This window comes from Enterobacter sp. SM3 (genome assembly GCF_009811935.2).
Taxonomy (GTDB): domain Bacteria; phylum Pseudomonadota; class Gammaproteobacteria; order Enterobacterales; family Enterobacteriaceae; genus Enterobacter; species Enterobacter asburiae_D.
In genome coordinates this window covers 3,787,144-3,802,441 of the sequence record NZ_CP099971.1, presented here as the reverse complement: position 1 = coordinate 3,802,441, position 15,298 = coordinate 3,787,144, and the positions used below count along the sequence as shown (strand labels likewise).

Annotated in this window: 15 protein-coding genes; 5 read left to right on the top strand and 10 right to left on the bottom strand. The window is 58.1% G+C overall.

Annotated elements, in window-relative coordinates; all coding sequences use genetic code 11:
• Positions 1 to 27: 27 nt before the first annotated feature.
• Entirely contained in the window at positions 28 to 405 is a 378-nt protein-coding gene (locus GVO84_RS17810; RefSeq protein ID WP_159514805.1) for a DUF4440 domain-containing protein, read from the bottom strand.
• A complete protein-coding gene (locus GVO84_RS17805) occupies positions 402 to 1,604 on the bottom strand; it encodes an MFS transporter (RefSeq protein ID WP_159514804.1) in 1,203 nt (400 codons plus the stop codon). Before GVO84_RS17805 ends, GVO84_RS17810 begins: the two co-directional genes overlap by 4 nt.
• A gap of 108 nt (positions 1,605 to 1,712) precedes the next feature.
• On the opposite strand from GVO84_RS17805, the gene GVO84_RS17800 reads away from it, so the two are divergent.
• Entirely contained in the window at positions 1,713 to 2,594 is an 882-nt protein-coding gene (locus GVO84_RS17800; protein ID WP_159515661.1) for a LysR family transcriptional regulator, read from the top strand.
• Between the two features lies 1 nt (position 2,595).
• Here the strand turns inward: GVO84_RS17800 and GVO84_RS17795 are convergent, their stop codons facing one another.
• Positions 2,596 to 3,003, bottom strand: coding sequence for a MarR family winged helix-turn-helix transcriptional regulator (locus GVO84_RS17795; RefSeq protein WP_159514803.1), 408 nt, complete (start codon positions 3,001 to 3,003; stop codon positions 2,596 to 2,598).
• 171 nt (positions 3,004 to 3,174) lie between these two features.
• On the opposite strand from GVO84_RS17795, the gene GVO84_RS17790 reads away from it, so the two are divergent.
• The 3 genes from GVO84_RS17790 to GVO84_RS17780 are packed head-to-tail and all read left to right on the top strand — an operon-like array spanning position 3,175 to position 5,426.
• The gene (locus GVO84_RS17790) at positions 3,175 to 3,777 is read left to right on the top strand and encodes a non-oxidative hydroxyarylic acid decarboxylases subunit B (RefSeq protein WP_159514802.1); all 603 of its coding nucleotides are present in this window, start codon (positions 3,175 to 3,177) and stop codon (positions 3,775 to 3,777) included.
• Positions 3,767 to 5,194 carry a non-oxidative hydroxyarylic acid decarboxylases subunit C gene (locus GVO84_RS17785; protein ID WP_023308982.1) on the top strand — a complete coding sequence of 476 codons (1,428 nt, stop codon included), beginning with the start codon at positions 3,767 to 3,769 and terminating at the stop codon, positions 5,192 to 5,194. The genes GVO84_RS17790 and GVO84_RS17785 overlap by 11 nt, the downstream gene beginning before the upstream one ends.
• Before the next feature lie 10 nt (positions 5,195 to 5,204).
• Complete coding sequence (locus GVO84_RS17780) at positions 5,205 to 5,426, top strand: non-oxidative hydroxyarylic acid decarboxylases subunit D (RefSeq protein ID WP_033146398.1); 222 nt, start codon at positions 5,205 to 5,207, stop codon at positions 5,424 to 5,426.
• Between the two features lie 140 nt (positions 5,427 to 5,566).
• Here the strand turns inward: GVO84_RS17780 and mutS are convergent, their stop codons facing one another.
• Together mutS and GVO84_RS17770 are read right to left on the bottom strand one after the other, a co-directional pair.
• Positions 5,567 to 8,128: a DNA mismatch repair protein MutS gene (gene mutS / locus GVO84_RS17775; protein ID WP_159514801.1), complete on the bottom strand. Its 2,562-nt coding sequence runs from the start codon at positions 8,126 to 8,128 to the stop codon at positions 5,567 to 5,569.
• Between the two features lie 113 nt (positions 8,129 to 8,241).
• Entirely contained in the window at positions 8,242 to 8,472 is a 231-nt protein-coding gene (locus GVO84_RS17770; protein WP_121424526.1) for a SymE family type I addiction module toxin, read from the bottom strand.
• A 175-nt stretch (positions 8,473 to 8,647) separates the two neighbouring features.
• Here GVO84_RS17770 and GVO84_RS17765 point away from each other — a divergent pair, with 175 nt between their 5' ends.
• Positions 8,648 to 8,992 carry a nitrous oxide-stimulated promoter family protein gene (locus GVO84_RS17765; RefSeq protein ID WP_024909244.1) on the top strand — a complete coding sequence of 115 codons (345 nt, stop codon included), beginning with the start codon at positions 8,648 to 8,650 and terminating at the stop codon, positions 8,990 to 8,992.
• Between the two features lie 5 nt (positions 8,993 to 8,997).
• On the opposite strand, the gene GVO84_RS17760 is transcribed toward GVO84_RS17765, so the two are convergent.
• From GVO84_RS17760 to flhA, 5 genes are all read right to left on the bottom strand, one after another.
• On the bottom strand, positions 8,998 to 10,218 hold the full coding sequence (locus GVO84_RS17760; RefSeq protein WP_159514800.1) for an MDR family MFS transporter: 1,221 nt from the start codon (positions 10,216 to 10,218) through the stop codon (positions 8,998 to 9,000).
• A gap of 16 nt (positions 10,219 to 10,234) precedes the next feature.
• A complete protein-coding gene (locus GVO84_RS17755; RefSeq protein WP_159514799.1) occupies positions 10,235 to 10,996 on the bottom strand; it encodes an ABC transporter ATP-binding protein in 762 nt (253 codons plus the stop codon).
• Complete coding sequence (locus GVO84_RS17750) at positions 10,996 to 12,033, bottom strand: FecCD family ABC transporter permease (RefSeq protein ID WP_159514798.1); 1,038 nt, start codon at positions 12,031 to 12,033, stop codon at positions 10,996 to 10,998. The genes GVO84_RS17755 and GVO84_RS17750 overlap by 1 nt, the downstream gene beginning before the upstream one ends.
• A complete protein-coding gene (locus GVO84_RS17745) occupies positions 12,033 to 13,031 on the bottom strand; it encodes an ABC transporter substrate-binding protein (RefSeq protein ID WP_159514797.1) in 999 nt (332 codons plus the stop codon). The genes GVO84_RS17750 and GVO84_RS17745 overlap by 1 nt, the downstream gene beginning before the upstream one ends.
• A 152-nt stretch (positions 13,032 to 13,183) precedes the next feature.
• Entirely contained in the window at positions 13,184 to 15,256 is a 2,073-nt protein-coding gene (gene flhA / locus GVO84_RS17740) for a formate hydrogenlyase transcriptional activator FlhA (RefSeq protein WP_159514796.1), read from the bottom strand.
• Positions 15,257 to 15,298 lie beyond the last annotated feature (42 nt).

The window sequence follows — 15,298 nt, the reverse complement described above, 5'->3', positions numbered from 1 at the left end:
TCGTGAGACGGGCCTTTTTCTTTTGCGCTACGGCTGCGCCGTTTCGTGCAGCAGGCGCCACACTATCCGATCGCCTTCCTGATTGAGCACCGCGGTTGACCAGCGCACGTTGTCAGGCAGGTCTGGCCGGGTTTGCGTCTCCCGGTAGTGCAGCACCGCGCCACGATCCCAGCGCTCGATCGTGGATAATTCGTCAATGACGATCTTCAGTCCGGGACGGCTTCCGCGCTGTTTTTCCAGAAAACTGACCAGACCGACATAGTCGATATGAACGCCGCCCGGTGGGATCATCAGGAAATCTGGACGGAAGCGGGTGAGCAGGGCGTCGGAATCACCTTCACCTTTGCCTAACCAGTCTTCGAGCGCAATGTGGAGGTCGATAATGTCGTGTTCGAAAGGCGTCATGAATTCTCCTGTCGCAGCTGGGTGAGCACCTGCGTATTGTTAAGACGAAAAGCGTACAGTACAGGCAGCAAGGTCATGCCTGCGGCAAAAATAAACATCCCGTGCCAGGCGGCGAGCGGTGGCAGCCAGGTCTGCGCCAGGTTCAGCGCCTGCGCCAGCAGCAGGGCTCCGGCAAAAAAGCTCAGCTGACGATTAAGGTTCCACAGCGCGCTGGCATCCGGCATCTCTTCCCGGCGCGTCGACAGGAAAGCGCTGCTCTGAGCCGTACTGCTGCACAGGCTTCCCCCCGCGCCCATCAGGGTAAACGCCGCGGCAGGCAGCAGCGTAGCCGAACTGACGTTAATCAAAAGCAGGATACCCGTCGCCTGCAACAGGCAGCCGATGACGATCAGCGGTCGGGGGCCGATACGGTTAAAATAGCGTCCCGTTGCCGTGATGGCGATAAACGATGCCACGGACCACGGCAGCATGAGCATCCCCGTTGCGGCGGGGCTCATGTTCGCCACGTGCTGAAGATAAAACATGCCCGTGACGTTCACCCCGATAAATACGCCAGGAACGCATAAATAGACAAGCATGGAAAAACGCAAAAGCGGGTCCGCAAGCAGCGACAGGTTTAACAGTCTGGCCGCTTTCATCGCGGGCATTTCGTGTTTAAGCCACAGGCAGGCTAAAACAAAGGTCACGATAGCGACCGGTAGCGTGGCGAAAAATATCCATCGCCAGCTTAGCGTCTGCACCAGCAGCCCCCCGATAGCCGGGGAGCAGGCCGGGGCAAGCAGCGCGACCAGCATCACCGCCGAGGAGAGTCGGGCCCGCTCGTGAGGCTTAAACTGTTGCCAGGTCAGCGCCTGTCCGACGGGGATCAGTAAGCCTCCTCCCACGCCCTGGAGTACTCGCCAGGCGATCAGACCCTCAAGTGTTGCAGACAAGCCCGCCGCTGCGGAGGCTGCGCTGAACAGAAAAAGCGAGAGCAGGATGACGCGCTTTGGCCCGATGCGTCGCGTGAGCACGCTGCTGAACGGGATCACCAGCGTTAGGCCGGCAATGTACCCGTTACTGACCCAGGCAAGAGCTGAAGGCGTGGTGTTAAACGTGTGAGCCATTGCCGGGAACGCGACGCTGGCAATGAACATATTGATCAAATCAAGAAAAAAGCCCAGCAGATAAACAACGGCGACTTTGCTGCGATACGTCATGGTGGATCCTCCGGTGAGGTGGCGTATCGTATCGACCCCGGAAGCACGGATAAACCTGACAAAGCGCGATATACTGTCAAAAATATTTTGACAGTAAAGGGCGTGATGATGATTAACCTGCAGCGGGCGCAGATGTTTGTCGCGGTGGCGGATACCGGCAGTTTCACTGCTGCAGCCGAGGCGATGGGGCTGACAAAAGCCGTGGTCAGCTTCAATATTCGCCAGCTTGAAGATGAGCTGGGCGTTACGCTGCTGCTGCGCTCCACCCGCCGCCTGACGTTAACCGAGGCGGGCGTGCTTTTTCATCAGCGCAGCGTGGCGCTTCTGAAGGATGCAGAACGGCTCCAGGATGATGTCCGCGCGAATCATGCGGGACTCACGGGCGAACTGCGGATCACCACTACGCCCGAGTATGGCTCACAGGTGGTGGTGCCGCTGCTGGCCAGGTTTAGCCAGCAGCACCCGGATCTTCGCGTGCGGCATGTTTCATCGTCCCTGCACGCCGACCTTATCTCGGAGCGCTTTGACGTGGCCATCCGGCTGGGAACGCTTGCCGATTCGCGCAACCACGCCGCGCTGATTTCGCACTTCTCCATTCTCCCCGTCGCGACGCCCGGGTGGCTCGTTAACCATCCGATCGAAACGCTTGCGCAGCTGGCCCACGCGGACTGGATTATTCACGAGCGTCTGGCCTCGCCGCTGCGCTGGCAGGTGAGAGATGCCAGCGGTGCGCCTGAAATGCTGGAGATAAAAAAAGCGCCGCGCCTGTTTGCCGACAGCGCTCAGGCTCTTATGGCTTTTGCGCTCGCTGGCGGAGGCGTGGCGTTACTGCCGGAATGGCTGGCGCGCGATGCGCTTGATGCGGGAAAACTGGTCCCGGTTTTACCGGAATATACCTTTGCGCAGCAGGGCATCTATGCGGTTTATCCCGATGCCCGGCATGTGTCAGCGAAAGTGCGCACCTTTATCGATTTTATGCGCACCGCGTGAATTAATCGTGCATCATCTTTTTGATGAGCACAGAGAACTGCTCCCGCTCGGCCTTGTTAAGACGTCCTAAAAACGCCTCATCCACCTCGTTGCCAACCGGTTTACAGCCCGCAAGCAGGGCTTCACCTTCTGGCGTCAGGAAGACAAACCGGCGGCGCTTATCGGCCGGATCGTGCTCGCGTTTGACCAGACCGCGCGCCTCCATGCGGCTGAGCATCTCCGCCAGGGTCGCTTTCGTGCTGACCGCCACTTCGGTCAGTGCCACCTGTTCAATACCCGGATGCTCGGCAATGGAGCGCATAACCGCATACTGTGGCTTGGTTAGTTCCGGTAAGGCATGTTGCCACTGCGCGGTATGCTGTTGAAAAAGCTGACGTAACAGGTGGAACGTCTCTTGTCTTAGTTCCATGAACACTCCGACGGAAAAAATCTCCCCCTATGATAGCCGCTATTGCTCTCAATTTTAACGCGGCATTTTTTAGCCATTCGTGTGATCGTATGCGAACGATCTTGTCAGGAAAACAATCCTGGAGTAGCTTATTTATAATGTTCGTATACGAACAAGTTATTGAGGTGATGAATGAGATTGATAGTAGGAATGACGGGAGCAACGGGCGCGCCGCTGGGCGTGGCAATGCTACAGGCGCTGCGGGAAATGCCGGAGGTGGAAACCCATCTGGTGATGTCGAAGTGGGCAAAAACCACCATTGAGCTGGAAACGCCTTACACCGCGCAGGACGTTGCTGCCCTGGCTGACGTTGTCCACAGTCCGGCTGACCAGGCCGCCACCATCTCCTCCGGCTCGTTTCGCACCGACGGCATGATCGTCATTCCCTGCAGCATGAAAACGCTGGCGGGTATCCGCGCGGGCTACGCCGAAGGTTTGGTGGGACGTGCGGCGGACGTGGTGCTGAAAGAGGGGCGCAAGCTGGTGCTGGTGCCCCGTGAAACGCCGCTCAGCACCATTCATCTGGAGAACATGCTTGCCCTTTCCCGCATGGGCGTGGCGATGGTGCCGCCCATGCCTGCCTATTACAACCACCCGCAAACCGCCGATGACATCACCCAGCATATCGTGACCCGCGTGCTCGACCAGTTCGGTCTGGAGCATAAAAAGGCGTGCCGCTGGAACGGGCTGCGGGAGGCGAAACATTTTTCACAGGAGAATAAAGATGGCATTTGATGATTTGAGAAGCTTCCTGCAGGCACTCGATGAGCAAGGGCAGTTGCTGAAAATTGAGGAAGAGGTAAACGCCGAGCCCGATCTGGCGGCGGCAGCCAACGCGACCGGCCGCATTGGCGACGGCGCGCCCGCGCTGTGGTTCGACAACATTCGTGGCTTTACCGATGCCCGCGTGGTGATGAACACCATCGGCTCCTGGCAGAACCACGCCATTTCGATGGGGCTGCCTGCGAACACCCCGGTAAAAAAACAGATCGACGAGTTTATCCGCCGCTGGGATAAATTCCCCGTCACACCGGAGCGCCGCGCCAACCCGGCCTGGGCGCAGAATACGGTGGATGGTGAAGACATTAACCTGTTCGATATCCTGCCGCTGTTTCGCCTGAACGACGGTGACGGCGGGTTTTATCTCGATAAAGCGTGCGTTGTCTCGCGCGATCCGCTCGACCCGGACCACTTCGGCAAGCAGAACGTCGGGATCTACCGCATGGAAGTGAAGGGCAAGCGCAAGCTCGGCCTCCAGCCGGTTCCGATGCACGATATCGCTCTGCATCTGCATAAAGCGGAAGAGCGCGGTGAAGACCTGCCGATTGCGATTACGCTGGGCAACGACCCTATCATCACCCTGATGGGCGCCACGCCGCTGAAATACGATCAGTCCGAGTATGAAATGGCCGGCGCGCTGCGTGAAAGCCCGTACCCGATTGCCACCGCGCCGCTGACCGGCTTCGATGTGCCCTGGGGTTCTGAAGTGATCCTGGAAGGGGTGATTGAGGGCCGCAAGCGTGAAATCGAGGGGCCGTTCGGCGAGTTTACCGGACACTATTCCGGTGGCCGTAACATGACGGTGGTCCGTATCGACAAAGTCTCTTACCGCACCAAACCGATTTTCGAATCCCTTTACCTCGGCATGCCGTGGACCGAGATTGACTATCTGATGGGACCGGCTACCTGCGTGCCGCTCTACCAGCAGCTGAAAGCGGAATTCCCGGAAGTGCAGGCGGTGAACGCGATGTATACCCACGGTCTGCTGGCGATTATTTCCACCAAAAAACGCTACGGCGGTTTTGCCCGCGCGGTCGGTTTACGCGCCATGACCACGCCGCACGGTCTGGGCTACGTGAAGATGGTAATCATGGTGGATGAGGATGTCGATCCGTTCAACCTCCCGCAGGTGATGTGGGCGCTGTCGTCGAAAGTGAACCCGGCAGGGGATCTGGTGCAGCTGCCGAACATGTCGGTCCTTGAGCTTGACCCTGGCTCCAGCCCGGCGGGCATTACCGACAAGCTGATTATCGATGCCACCACCCCGGTTGCACCGGACACCCGAGGCCACTACAGCCAGCCGGTACAGGATCTGCCTGAAACCAAAGCTTGGGCCGAAAAATTGACCGCGATGCTGGCAGCACGCCAATAAGGAGGAAAAGATGATTTGTCCACGTTGTGCCGATGAGCATATTGAAGTGATGGCGACGTCGCCGGTGAAAGGGGTCTGGACCGTTTACCAGTGCCAGCATTGTTTGTATACCTGGCGCAATACTGAACCGCTGCGCCGTACCAGCCGCGAGCATTACCCGGAAGCGTTCCGCATGACGCAGAAGGATATTGACGAGGCACCGCAGGTGCCGACGATCCCGCCGCTGTTGTAAAAAAAAAGCCCAGTGGCGCTGCGCTTACCGGGCGATAATATTGTGCGGTCTTTTGCCCGGTGGCGCTGCGCTTACCGGGCCTACGGTTTTGTAGGTCGGGTAAGGCGAAGCCGCCACCCGACAAAACAGACCGCAGAAAACTAAACCAGACTCTTCAACCGATAAATCCACTCCAGCGCCTGACGCGGCGTCAGTGAATCCGGGTCGAGGTTCTCCAGTGCTTCCACCGCTGGCGACGTCTCTTCCGCAGGCACCAGCAGCGACATCTGGGTGCCATCAATCTGCGTCGCCGCCGCATTCGGTGACAGACTTTCCAGCTCACGCAGTTTCTGACGCGCGCGCTTGATCACGTCCTTCGGCACACCTGCCAGCGCCGCGACGGCCAGGCCATAGCTCTTGCTCGCCGCGCCATCCTGCACCGTGTGCATGAAGGCAATGGTATCGCCGTGCTCCAGCGCATCCAGATGAACGTTCGCAACCCCTTCCATTTTCTCCGGCAGCTGCGTCAGTTCGAAATAGTGGGTGGCGAACAGCGTCATGGCCTTGATTTTATTCGCGAGGCTTTCCGCACAGGCCCATGCCAGCGACAGACCATCATAGGTTGACGTTCCGCGTCCGACTTCGTCCATCAGCACCAGGCTGTGCTCCGTCGCGTTATGCAGAATGTTTGCCGTTTCGGTCATCTCGACCATGAAGGTTGAGCGGCCGCTCGCCAGATCGTCCGCTGCCCCGACGCGGGTAAAGATGCGGTCGATTGGGCCAATCTCCACGTTTTGCGCCGGGACGTAGCTGCCGATATACGCGAGCAGCGCAATCAGCGCCGTCTGACGCATATAGGTACTCTTACCGCCCATGTTCGGACCGGTAATGATCAACATTCTTCTCTGCGGTGAGAGGCTCAGCGGGTTGGCGATGAACGGTTCATTCAGCACCTGCTCTACCACCGGGTGACGGCCTTCTGTGATACGAATGCCGGGTTTGTCGGTAAAGGTCGGGCAGGTATAGTTCAGCGTTTCAGCGCGTTCAGCCAGATTCACCAGCACGTCCAGCTCCGCCAGCGCGCTGGCGCTCAGCTGCAGGTCGGCCAGGTGCGGCATCAGCATGTCGAACAGCTCGTCATACAGCTGTTTTTCCAGCGCCAGCGCCTTACCTTTCGAGGTGAGGACTTTGTCTTCGTACTCTTTCAGCTCAGGAATGATGTAGCGTTCGGCATTTTTCAACGTCTGGCGACGCACGTAGTGAATCGGCGCCAGGTGGCTCTGCCCGCGGCTGATCTGAATATAGTAGCCGTGTACCGCGTTATACCCCACTTTCAGGGTGTCGAGCCCAAGACGTTCGCGCTCGCGGATTTCCAGCTTGTCGAGGTAGTCCGTCGCACCGTCGGCCAGCGCGCGCCATTCGTCCAGTTCGTCGTTGTAACCTGGGGCAATCACGCCGCCATCACGCACCAGAACCGGAGGCGCATCGATAATGGCGCGCTCCAGCAGTTCGCGAAGCTCGGTAAACTCGCCCATGGTTTCGCGGAGTTTCTGCACCGGCGCGCTGTCAACGTCACTCAGCTGCGCGCGCAGTTCCGGCAGCTGCTGGAAAGCATGACGCATCCGTGCGAGGTCGCGTGGTCGAGCTGTTCGCAGTGCCAGACGAGCAAGGATACGCTCCAGATCGCCCACCTGGCGCAGGACCGGCTGCAGCTCGGTATAGCGATCCTGCAGCGCAGCAATCGTCTGCTGACGGCAAACCAGCGTATCGGTATCGCGGATCGGCATATGCAGCCAGCGTTTCAGCATGCGGCTGCCCATTGGCGTCACCGTACTGTCGAGGACCGACGCGAGCGTATTGTCTACTCCACCCGCCAGGTTCTGCGTGATCTCCAGGTTACGGCGCGTGGCGGCATCCATGATGATACTGTCCTGCTGGCGCTCCATGGTGATTGAGCGGATATGCGGCAGGGAGGTGCGCTGGGTATCTTTTACATACTGCAGGAGACACCCTGCCGCACACAGCCCACGCGGGGCATTTTCAACGCCAAAGCCAATCAGATCGCGGGTGCCAAACTGCAGATTCAGCTGCTGGCGCGCGGTATCAATTTCGAATTCCCACAGCGGACGGCGACGCAGCCCGCGACGGCCTTCAATCAGCGCCATTTCGGCGAAATCTTCGGCATAGAGCAATTCTGCCGGGTTGGTGCGCTGCAGTTCGGCTGCCATCGTTTCACGGTCAGCCGGTTCACTCAGGCGAAAACGTCCGGAGCTGATATCCAGCGTCGCGTAGCCAAACCCTTTACCGTCCTGCCACAGCGCTGCCAGCAGGTTATCCTGGCGTTCCTGTAACAGGGCTTCATCACTGATGGTGCCAGGCGTGACGATGCGCACGACTTTGCGTTCCACCGGGCCTTTTGAGGTCGCTGGATCGCCGATCTGTTCGCAGATGGCGACGGACTCACCCTGATTCACCAGCTTCGCCAGGTAGTTTTCTACCGCGTGGTGCGGGATACCTGCCATAGGGATGGGTTCGCCTGCCGATGCGCCACGTTTGGTCAGCGAGATGTCGAGCAGCTGTGATGCACGCTTAGCATCGTCATAAAACAGCTCGTAAAAATCACCCATACGGTAAAACAGCAGGATTTCCGGATGCTGTGCTTTCAGCTTCAGATACTGCTGCATCATCGGCGTATGTGCGTCGAAATTGTCGATTGTGCTCATGGAGTTATGATGTCCATTTCTTTGAAAATAAACTGTTTTGATGGGCTCAGTGGCCGTTTGTTCCTTCTATTGTCGCATGAAAAAAAGGTCCGGCGCAGAAAAATGTCGTGGCTTTACGAGGCGCCTTCCGACATTAATTCGATGACAATTTTTCCATGCTCTACGCCCACTCTGACTCTGGAATGGGTCGTAAACCCCGCCTTTTCAAGCCAGTCACCTTTTAAGCTCAGCGCCGCATGCACGCTGTAGCGCTTCGGTATCTTGGTATTGCGGTCTTCATGGCGCTTTCTAAAATATCCCACTGTTAAATGGCGATAGGGTTTGCCGATCGTGAGCTCTTGCATAGGGTCTCCAGACAACACTGACAAAGATCATTTCTGATGCCTGTATAAAATACCAGTGATTATCGGTCGGTGCAGGGCGAAAACTGGAATCAGGCTTCAGGAAACGAAATGCAACCGCTGAAATCCAGCGTTGTAAGGTGTATCATTAATGCACCTTATTATTTGGTAAGCCGTTATGTCCGGTAAACGTATCTCACGAGAAAAAGAGACCATCGCAAAAATGATCGCGCTGTATGAAAAGCAGTGCCCGCAGGCATCTCAGGAGGAAGGGCACTATCAGGCGCTCAACGCGTATGCCGATAAGCGCCTGGATAAGTGCGTTTTCGGTGAAGACAAGCCTGCCTGCAAGCAGTGTCCGGTACACTGCTACCAGCCTGCCAGACGTGAAGAGATGAAGCAGGTTATGCGCTGGGCGGGTCCGCGTATGTTATGGCGTCATCCCATTCTGACCGTTCGTCATCTGATAGATGACCGTCGTCCCGTACCGGAACTGCCGGAGAAGTACCGTCCGAAAAAATGATCGGTTCAGCGTTTCAGCGGGCGGCAAATCACGTTCAGGGCCAGCGCGCTGCAGAGTGGGAAAAGGGCCAGCAGCAGCCAGGGATACATTGCCTGCGTTGAGGGCACCAGCGCGCGATCCAACAGGTTGCCAAACACCAGGTTTCCTGCCAGTACAGCAATACCTCCGGCGGTGGCGAGTGCGCCGTAGTGCGCGCCAAGCGTGGATTCCTCCGCAAACCGGGGGATCAGATCTTTAGCCGATGGTACCAGCAGCATTTGCCCCAGCGTCAACAGCGTCACAAAACAGACTGAAGGCAGCAGGCGCAGCCAGCCCTCTGGCGATGCCGTCGGGGCAAACATGGCCACGCTCGCAAAGGCGGCGGAGAGCAGCAAAAAGCCCACCGGCAGGATCCTCACCGCGCCCACGCGTCGGGCGAAACGCGCCAGCGGCAGCTGTAAGGTGATGATCAGAACGGAGGCCAGCATAAAAAGCGGACCGAGATCTTTCTCGCTACCGCCAGAACGCTGGATCTCTACCGGCAGCGCCAGATAGAGCTGGTTATAGCTTAACAGCCACGAGCTGTAGGCAATGATAAAGGCGACAAAGCGCGGCTGACGAAACGTCGTCCACCATGGCTGTATTTTCAGCGTCTGTGAACGATGGCCAGCAGCAGGCAGGCAAAAGTAGAGCACCACTAGCGCAATGACAAAGACGCCTGCGCCTGCCAGCGCCACCTGACGAAAACCCAGCCCGGTGAGCAGGGCGCCAGCAACCGGGCCCAGTACCGCGCCGAGTTCTCCACAGACGGCAAAGAGTGCAAACCACTCCGCCCGGCTTCGTTTGCCTTTTGCCTCGCTATGAGTGCCCGCTTTTGCAAGCAGTGCCTCAATCGAGGGAGAGAACAATGCGCCGCCAACGCCCGTCAGACACGCGCCCAAAATAATCGGCCACAGTGATTCCCCGAAGGCCAGCAGCAGATAGCCTGAAACACGAACAATACAGCCGCTCAGGATAATCACTTTCGCGCCAAACCGGTCCGAGAGCGCACCACCGACGATAAACATACCCTGTTGAGAGAACGTGCGCAGGCCCAGGATCAGCCCGATCAGCCCGCCGGAGAGCAGCATATCGTCGCGCAGGAATATCGCCAGGAAGGGTACGACGGCGTAAAAGCCAATGTTGAAAACAAACTGGCTACCCAGTAAGACGGGCGGCCAGAGCGTAGTGGCAGGGCGAAGGGGCATCGTTGTTCACTCGTCCCTAAACGATAAAGTGGATGTGCTTTTTGCCATGGAACGGCGAGATCTCGATTTTGGTTTTGACCCGGAAGACATCCCACAACAGCGACTCGGATAAGATGTCCTGCGGTGTCCCCGTCGCCACAATTTGCCCTTTCTGCATTACAATCAGCGAGTCGCAGAACATCGCGGCGTGGTTGAGATCGTGGATAGCGACGATGCTGGTGACCGGTAATTCGCTGATCAACTGCATCAGCTGCATCTGATGATGAATGTCGAGGTGGTTGGTCGGTTCGTCCAGCAGGATTTCCGTTGGGGTCTGGGCCAGCGCGCGGGCAATATGCACGCGCTGGCGCTCACCGCCGGAGAGGCTCAGCCAGCCCTGGTCGCTTTTATCCAGCATATCCACGCGCTGCAGGGCGGCGGTGACGGTTTCGTCATCGTGGTTGCTCCAGTTGGAAAAAGCGGAGTGGTGCGGAATACGCCCAAGTTTCACCACGTCGCGCACGCGCATGTTGGCGTCCGTCATCCCGTGCTGTTCCACAAAGGCGACCCGGCGGGCAAGCTGCTTTTTGGCGATGCGGGAGATGTCCTGCCTGTCCAGGGTAACACACCCAGCATCCGGGCGACGAAGCCCCGCGAGGATCCGTAAAAGAGACGATTTACCGCAGCCGTTAGGGCCAAGCAGTCCTACCGTTTCGCCGCGTGACACCTTCAGCGAGACGTTATTAACGATGACTTTTTTGCCGACCTTCCAGGTAATATTTTCAGCGCAGATACTCATCACTTATTCCTTGAACGGTAGATAATCACGGCAAAGAACGGCACGCCAACCAGCGCGGTGACTACGCCGACGGGCAGGCTTTGCGGCGCAATCAGCATGCGCGAGGCAATGTCTGCCAGCACCATCAGGATCGCCCCTGCCAGCGCGCTGGTAATCAGCAGCGTGCGGTGCAGCGGCCCGAACAGGAAACGCATCACGTGCGGCACCACCAGCCCGACAAAGCCGATTGAGCCCGCCATGCTGACAATCGTCGCGGTAATCAGCGCGGTAGTGGTAAAGAGCGTCAGGCGAACCCACGGGACGGCAATACCTAAAGAGGCAGCAGCGTCATCACCGAACGTGAAGGCATCCAGCGCCCGGGAATAGTAAAGACAGACGGCAAGGCCCGCCAGCACGACCACCAGCGCCAGCTGGAATTCCGGCCAGCGAACGCCGCTGAAGCTGCCCAGCAGCCAGAACATCACGTCGCGCGCCTGCTGGGCGCTGGCGGAGGTGCTGATGGTGTAGGCGGTAATGGCGTTGAACAGCTGAGAGGCGGCGACCCCTGCCAGAATGGTACGTTCATTCCCCCCGCGCGCGCCGTTCGTCAGAAACGCGACAAACGCAAAGGCGGCGAACGCCCCGGCAAAGGCCCCGGCAGACAACGACACCGCACCGGTACCGATCCCCAGCACCACGACAGAAACCGCCCCCGTAGACGCGCCGGCAGACACGCCGAGCACGTAAGGCTCAGCCAGCGCGTTCTTCAGCAGGCTCTGCAATACGGCACCGCAGATGGCCAGCCCCGCGCCGCAGCAGGCCGCCACCAGCGCGCGGCTCAGGCGAAAGTCCCAGATCACGCTCTCATAGATGCGGGTGAGCGGAACCTCGGTGAGCCCCATTTTATTGCTGATGGCGTAAAACACGTTATCCAGGGGAATGGACAGCTCGCCGACGCTGACGCTCAGCGCGATCGTCAGAAATAGCAGTACCAGGGCGAGCAAAGCCGAGGTCGTCAGAACCAGGCTCTGCCGGACCTGAAGAACGGCGGTTGTCATCAGTTCAGCCCCAGCTTTCTGAGCTGTTCGCCGACCTGCTCAGCCCCGTAAATCGTACGGATCGTCGGGTTCATCGCCTGGCCGTCCATCACCACGATATGGCCTTTTTTCACCGCGTCCAGCTGGCTGACGGCGGGATCGCTTTTCAGAAATTTGATTTTCTCTTCCGCGTTATCCAGCGCCCAGCGGTTACGATCCAGGCTGGAGACGACGATCACGTCCGGGTTGGCGGCAATAATGCTTTCCCAACCCACGGTTGGCCATTCGGTCTCCGACGTAATGGCGTTATGACCGCCCATCAGGCTGGCGATAAACCCGGAGGGGCTATTTTTACCGCCGACGTAGGCGTCCGCAGAAGGGGATGAACTGGAGAACCAGAAGACAAACGAAAGGTCTTTTTTATTCTTGCCGAATTCCTTACGCAGGTCAGCCTCGCGTTTTTTGAAATCGGCAATAACGAGCTGACCGCGATCTTCAACGTTAAAAATTTTGGCGAAATCCTCAATCTCTTTATAGAGATAGGTCATATCCCACAGTTTCTGGCGGCTGCCGTACATATCGCCGGTGGCTTTTTTGGTCGCACACATGCCCGGGGACACGTAGCTGTTCACGCCCAGGGTCATCAGATCGTCACGTTTTGCGACCTTACTTTCCGGCCCCAGCAGCAGGGGTGACTGCGCCGGGACAAAGTCAGGATTTTGCGCAAGAACGGATTCAAGGGTCGGGATTTCGACCGTCAGGGTTTTGATTTTTGCGTTCTGTTCCGCCAGCTGCGGCAGCACTTTTGTCGGCCAGAAGGCGCTGGCTTTGACCTTATCTTCCAGACCCAGCAGAAGCAGGATCTCAACGGTATTCTGACCCAGGGCCACGACGCGTTCCGGCGCTTTGGTGAATGTCTCTTTGTAGCCACAGTTTTCAATCGTCAGGGGATAGGTGGTTGCCAGAGCAGAACCGACCGACGCAATCGCCAGGCCTAACGCGCAGATGACCTTTTTCATGAAACGCTACCCTTCATTAAAATTATTATTGATGCAAATGAAACTCATTATTAAGGCGGAATTTTATACAGAGGAAACGATTTTGTGTCAATGAGGGACAATTACGCAGGGGAACAAAAGGCGGTGTCAGAAAAACACCGCCGGATAAGGCCTTAAATGAGGCTCTCTTTATCAATCCCGAGACGCTTCATGCGTGACAGCAGGGTGGTGCGTTTTAACCCCAGGCGCTGGGCGGCACCTTTTGGCCCGGCAACCACGCCGTTGGTCTCTTTCAGCACGCGCATAATGAGCTGATATTCATCTTCTCCCTCTTTTGCGGTCTCGGCGGCGGGCGCGGTTGCGTCAGGAAGCGTGACCTCAGGCAGGGAGAGTTGCAGCACGTTACCGCGCGTCAGCAGCACCGCGCGTTCGATGACGTTTTCCAGCTCGCGTACGTTGCCGGGCCATTCCATCGATGAAAGGGTACGCAACGTCTCGGCAGGAATACTGTCGATGTTTCGCCCCATCCGGCGCGCGATCTTCGCGGTAAAGGCTTTGACCAGCAGGGGGATATCCTCCGGGCGTTCGCGCAGCGGCGGCAGGAAGATCGGGAAGACGTTCAGGCGATAGTAAAGGTCGCTGCGAAACTCGCGGTCGGCGACCATTTTTTTCAGGTCACGGTTGGTCGCGGCAATCAGCCGCACGTCGGTCTGGATAAGCTTGTTGCTGCCAAGGCGCTCAAACTCCTGCTCCTGCAGGACGCGCAGCAGTTTCGGCTGTAGCTCCAGCGGCATATCGCCCACTTCGTCGAGGAACAGCGAGCTTTTGTCCGCCAGCTCAAAACGGCCCAGCCGCTGGCTGCTGGCCCCGGTGAATGCGCCGCGCTCGTGGCCGAACAGATCGCTTTCCAGCAGGCCCGCAGGCATCGCGGCGCAGTTCATCTTCACCATCCGGCGGCTGTTGCGGTTGCTCAGGTTGTGGATGGCGCGGGCAATCAGCTCTTTACCCGTCCCGGTTTCGCCGAGGATCAGCACCGTGCTGTCGCTTTGCGCCACCATCTCAACCTGCTTGAGCACGCTGTACATGGCGTCGCTGCGCCCGATGATTTCACCAAACTCGCTGTCCACGTTGTTGAGCTGTTCGGTCAGGGCCAGGTTCTCATCCACCAGTCGCTCTTTCAGGCGATGGATCTCCTGATAGGCGAGGGCGTTATCCAGGGCAATAGAGATACGCTCGGCGATCTGGCGCAGCAGCTTGAGGTTGGCGGTGGTGAACACGCCTTCCTCACACTGCGCCAGCTTCAGCACGCCCAGCATGGTGTTGCCGGACATCAGCGGCAGCAGGCACAGGGTCTGAATTTTATTGCCCCAGGTGTTGAACAGCATTCGCTCGTACGGCGCGACCGGATCCTGTTCGTTCAGGTTAAGCAGCAGGATCTCTTTGCTTTTGAAGACCCGCTCAGAAAGGGTGCCCGCTTCGTCCACTTCGCTCTGCTCGTGCGCCGGGTTGGCTTCATCGAGATAATGCGTGGAGTAGATGTTCAGCTTGCCCTTGCGATGGCCGCGAAGCGCAATGCTGATGGCGTCGATTTTGAAATAGTGGTGGATCTCTTTTGAGACTTCGCTGACCAGCTCATCCATGTCGAGCCGTGACAGCACGGCGTTGGTGATGGCGACCAGAATGCGGAAGTTGTCGCGCTCGCGACTCAGCAGGTCGTAATCGACGTTATTGGTGACGCGGCTTTGGATCTGCTCCGCGACGACGGCCACAATCTGGGTAAAGGTGTGCAGGCGCTCGTATTCCGCCTCGCTCCAGGGCTGGTTGGTCGTGCGGATAAACTCGCATCCCCCAAAAATCTGGCCCTCTGCCGCCAGCGGTAACATGCAGTAATGCCCGAAAGGCTGATAGAGGTTGCTCTGTGCCAGCCTCGGCCACGCCTGGCGGAATTCCGCAAAGTTGCAGTGCAGCACTTCAGGCCGGGAGAGGATGCGGCGCACCGGGCCATGCGCCAGATACGTTTCGTCTTCGTATTCAAACGTTTTGCCATTATCACGCGTTGAGTAGTAGCTCGCGCGGTGCGTTCCGCTATGCCAGAGCACAATCGCGGCGCTGTCCGCCAGCGCCGATTGCCTGACCAGCCGCGTCAGGGCATCGCTCAGCGCACCGAGGTCGGGCTGCTGTAAAAGTGTGCGCGTGATGTCAAACAGGCCCTGCTGTCCAAGATCGCTCATCGGTGTATACGGCATATTGCTTTCCAATAGAAACTGGCAAAAAAGAGACATTCAGTG

Bases quoted from the DNA above. Each gene is read 5' to 3' on its own strand.
- GVO84_RS17810 (WP_159514805.1), bottom strand. From the start codon at position 405: ATGACGCCTTTCGAACACGACATTATCGACCTCCACATTGCGCTCGAA.
- GVO84_RS17805 (WP_159514804.1), bottom strand. From the start codon at position 1,604: ATGACGTATCGCAGCAAAGTCGCCGTTGTTTATCTGCTGGGCTTTTTT.
- GVO84_RS17800 (WP_159515661.1), top strand. From the start codon at position 1,713: ATGATTAACCTGCAGCGGGCGCAGATGTTTGTCGCGGTGGCGGATACC.
- GVO84_RS17795 (WP_159514803.1), bottom strand. From the start codon at position 3,003: ATGGAACTAAGACAAGAGACGTTCCACCTGTTACGTCAGCTTTTTCAA.
- GVO84_RS17790 (WP_159514802.1), top strand. From the start codon at position 3,175: ATGAGATTGATAGTAGGAATGACGGGAGCAACGGGCGCGCCGCTGGGC.
- GVO84_RS17785 (WP_023308982.1), top strand. From the start codon at position 3,767: ATGGCATTTGATGATTTGAGAAGCTTCCTGCAGGCACTCGATGAGCAA.
- GVO84_RS17780 (WP_033146398.1), top strand. From the start codon at position 5,205: ATGATTTGTCCACGTTGTGCCGATGAGCATATTGAAGTGATGGCGACG.
- mutS (WP_159514801.1), bottom strand. From the start codon at position 8,128: ATGAGCACAATCGACAATTTCGACGCACATACGCCGATGATGCAGCAG.
- GVO84_RS17770 (WP_121424526.1), bottom strand. From the start codon at position 8,472: ATGCAAGAGCTCACGATCGGCAAACCCTATCGCCATTTAACAGTGGGA.
- GVO84_RS17765 (WP_024909244.1), top strand. From the start codon at position 8,648: ATGTCCGGTAAACGTATCTCACGAGAAAAAGAGACCATCGCAAAAATG.
- GVO84_RS17760 (WP_159514800.1), bottom strand. From the start codon at position 10,218: ATGCCCCTTCGCCCTGCCACTACGCTCTGGCCGCCCGTCTTACTGGGT.
- GVO84_RS17755 (WP_159514799.1), bottom strand. From the start codon at position 10,996: ATGAGTATCTGCGCTGAAAATATTACCTGGAAGGTCGGCAAAAAAGTC.
- GVO84_RS17750 (WP_159514798.1), bottom strand. From the start codon at position 12,033: ATGACAACCGCCGTTCTTCAGGTCCGGCAGAGCCTGGTTCTGACGACC.
- GVO84_RS17745 (WP_159514797.1), bottom strand. From the start codon at position 13,031: ATGAAAAAGGTCATCTGCGCGTTAGGCCTGGCGATTGCGTCGGTCGGT.
- flhA (WP_159514796.1), bottom strand. From the start codon at position 15,256: ATGCCGTATACACCGATGAGCGATCTTGGACAGCAGGGCCTGTTTGAC.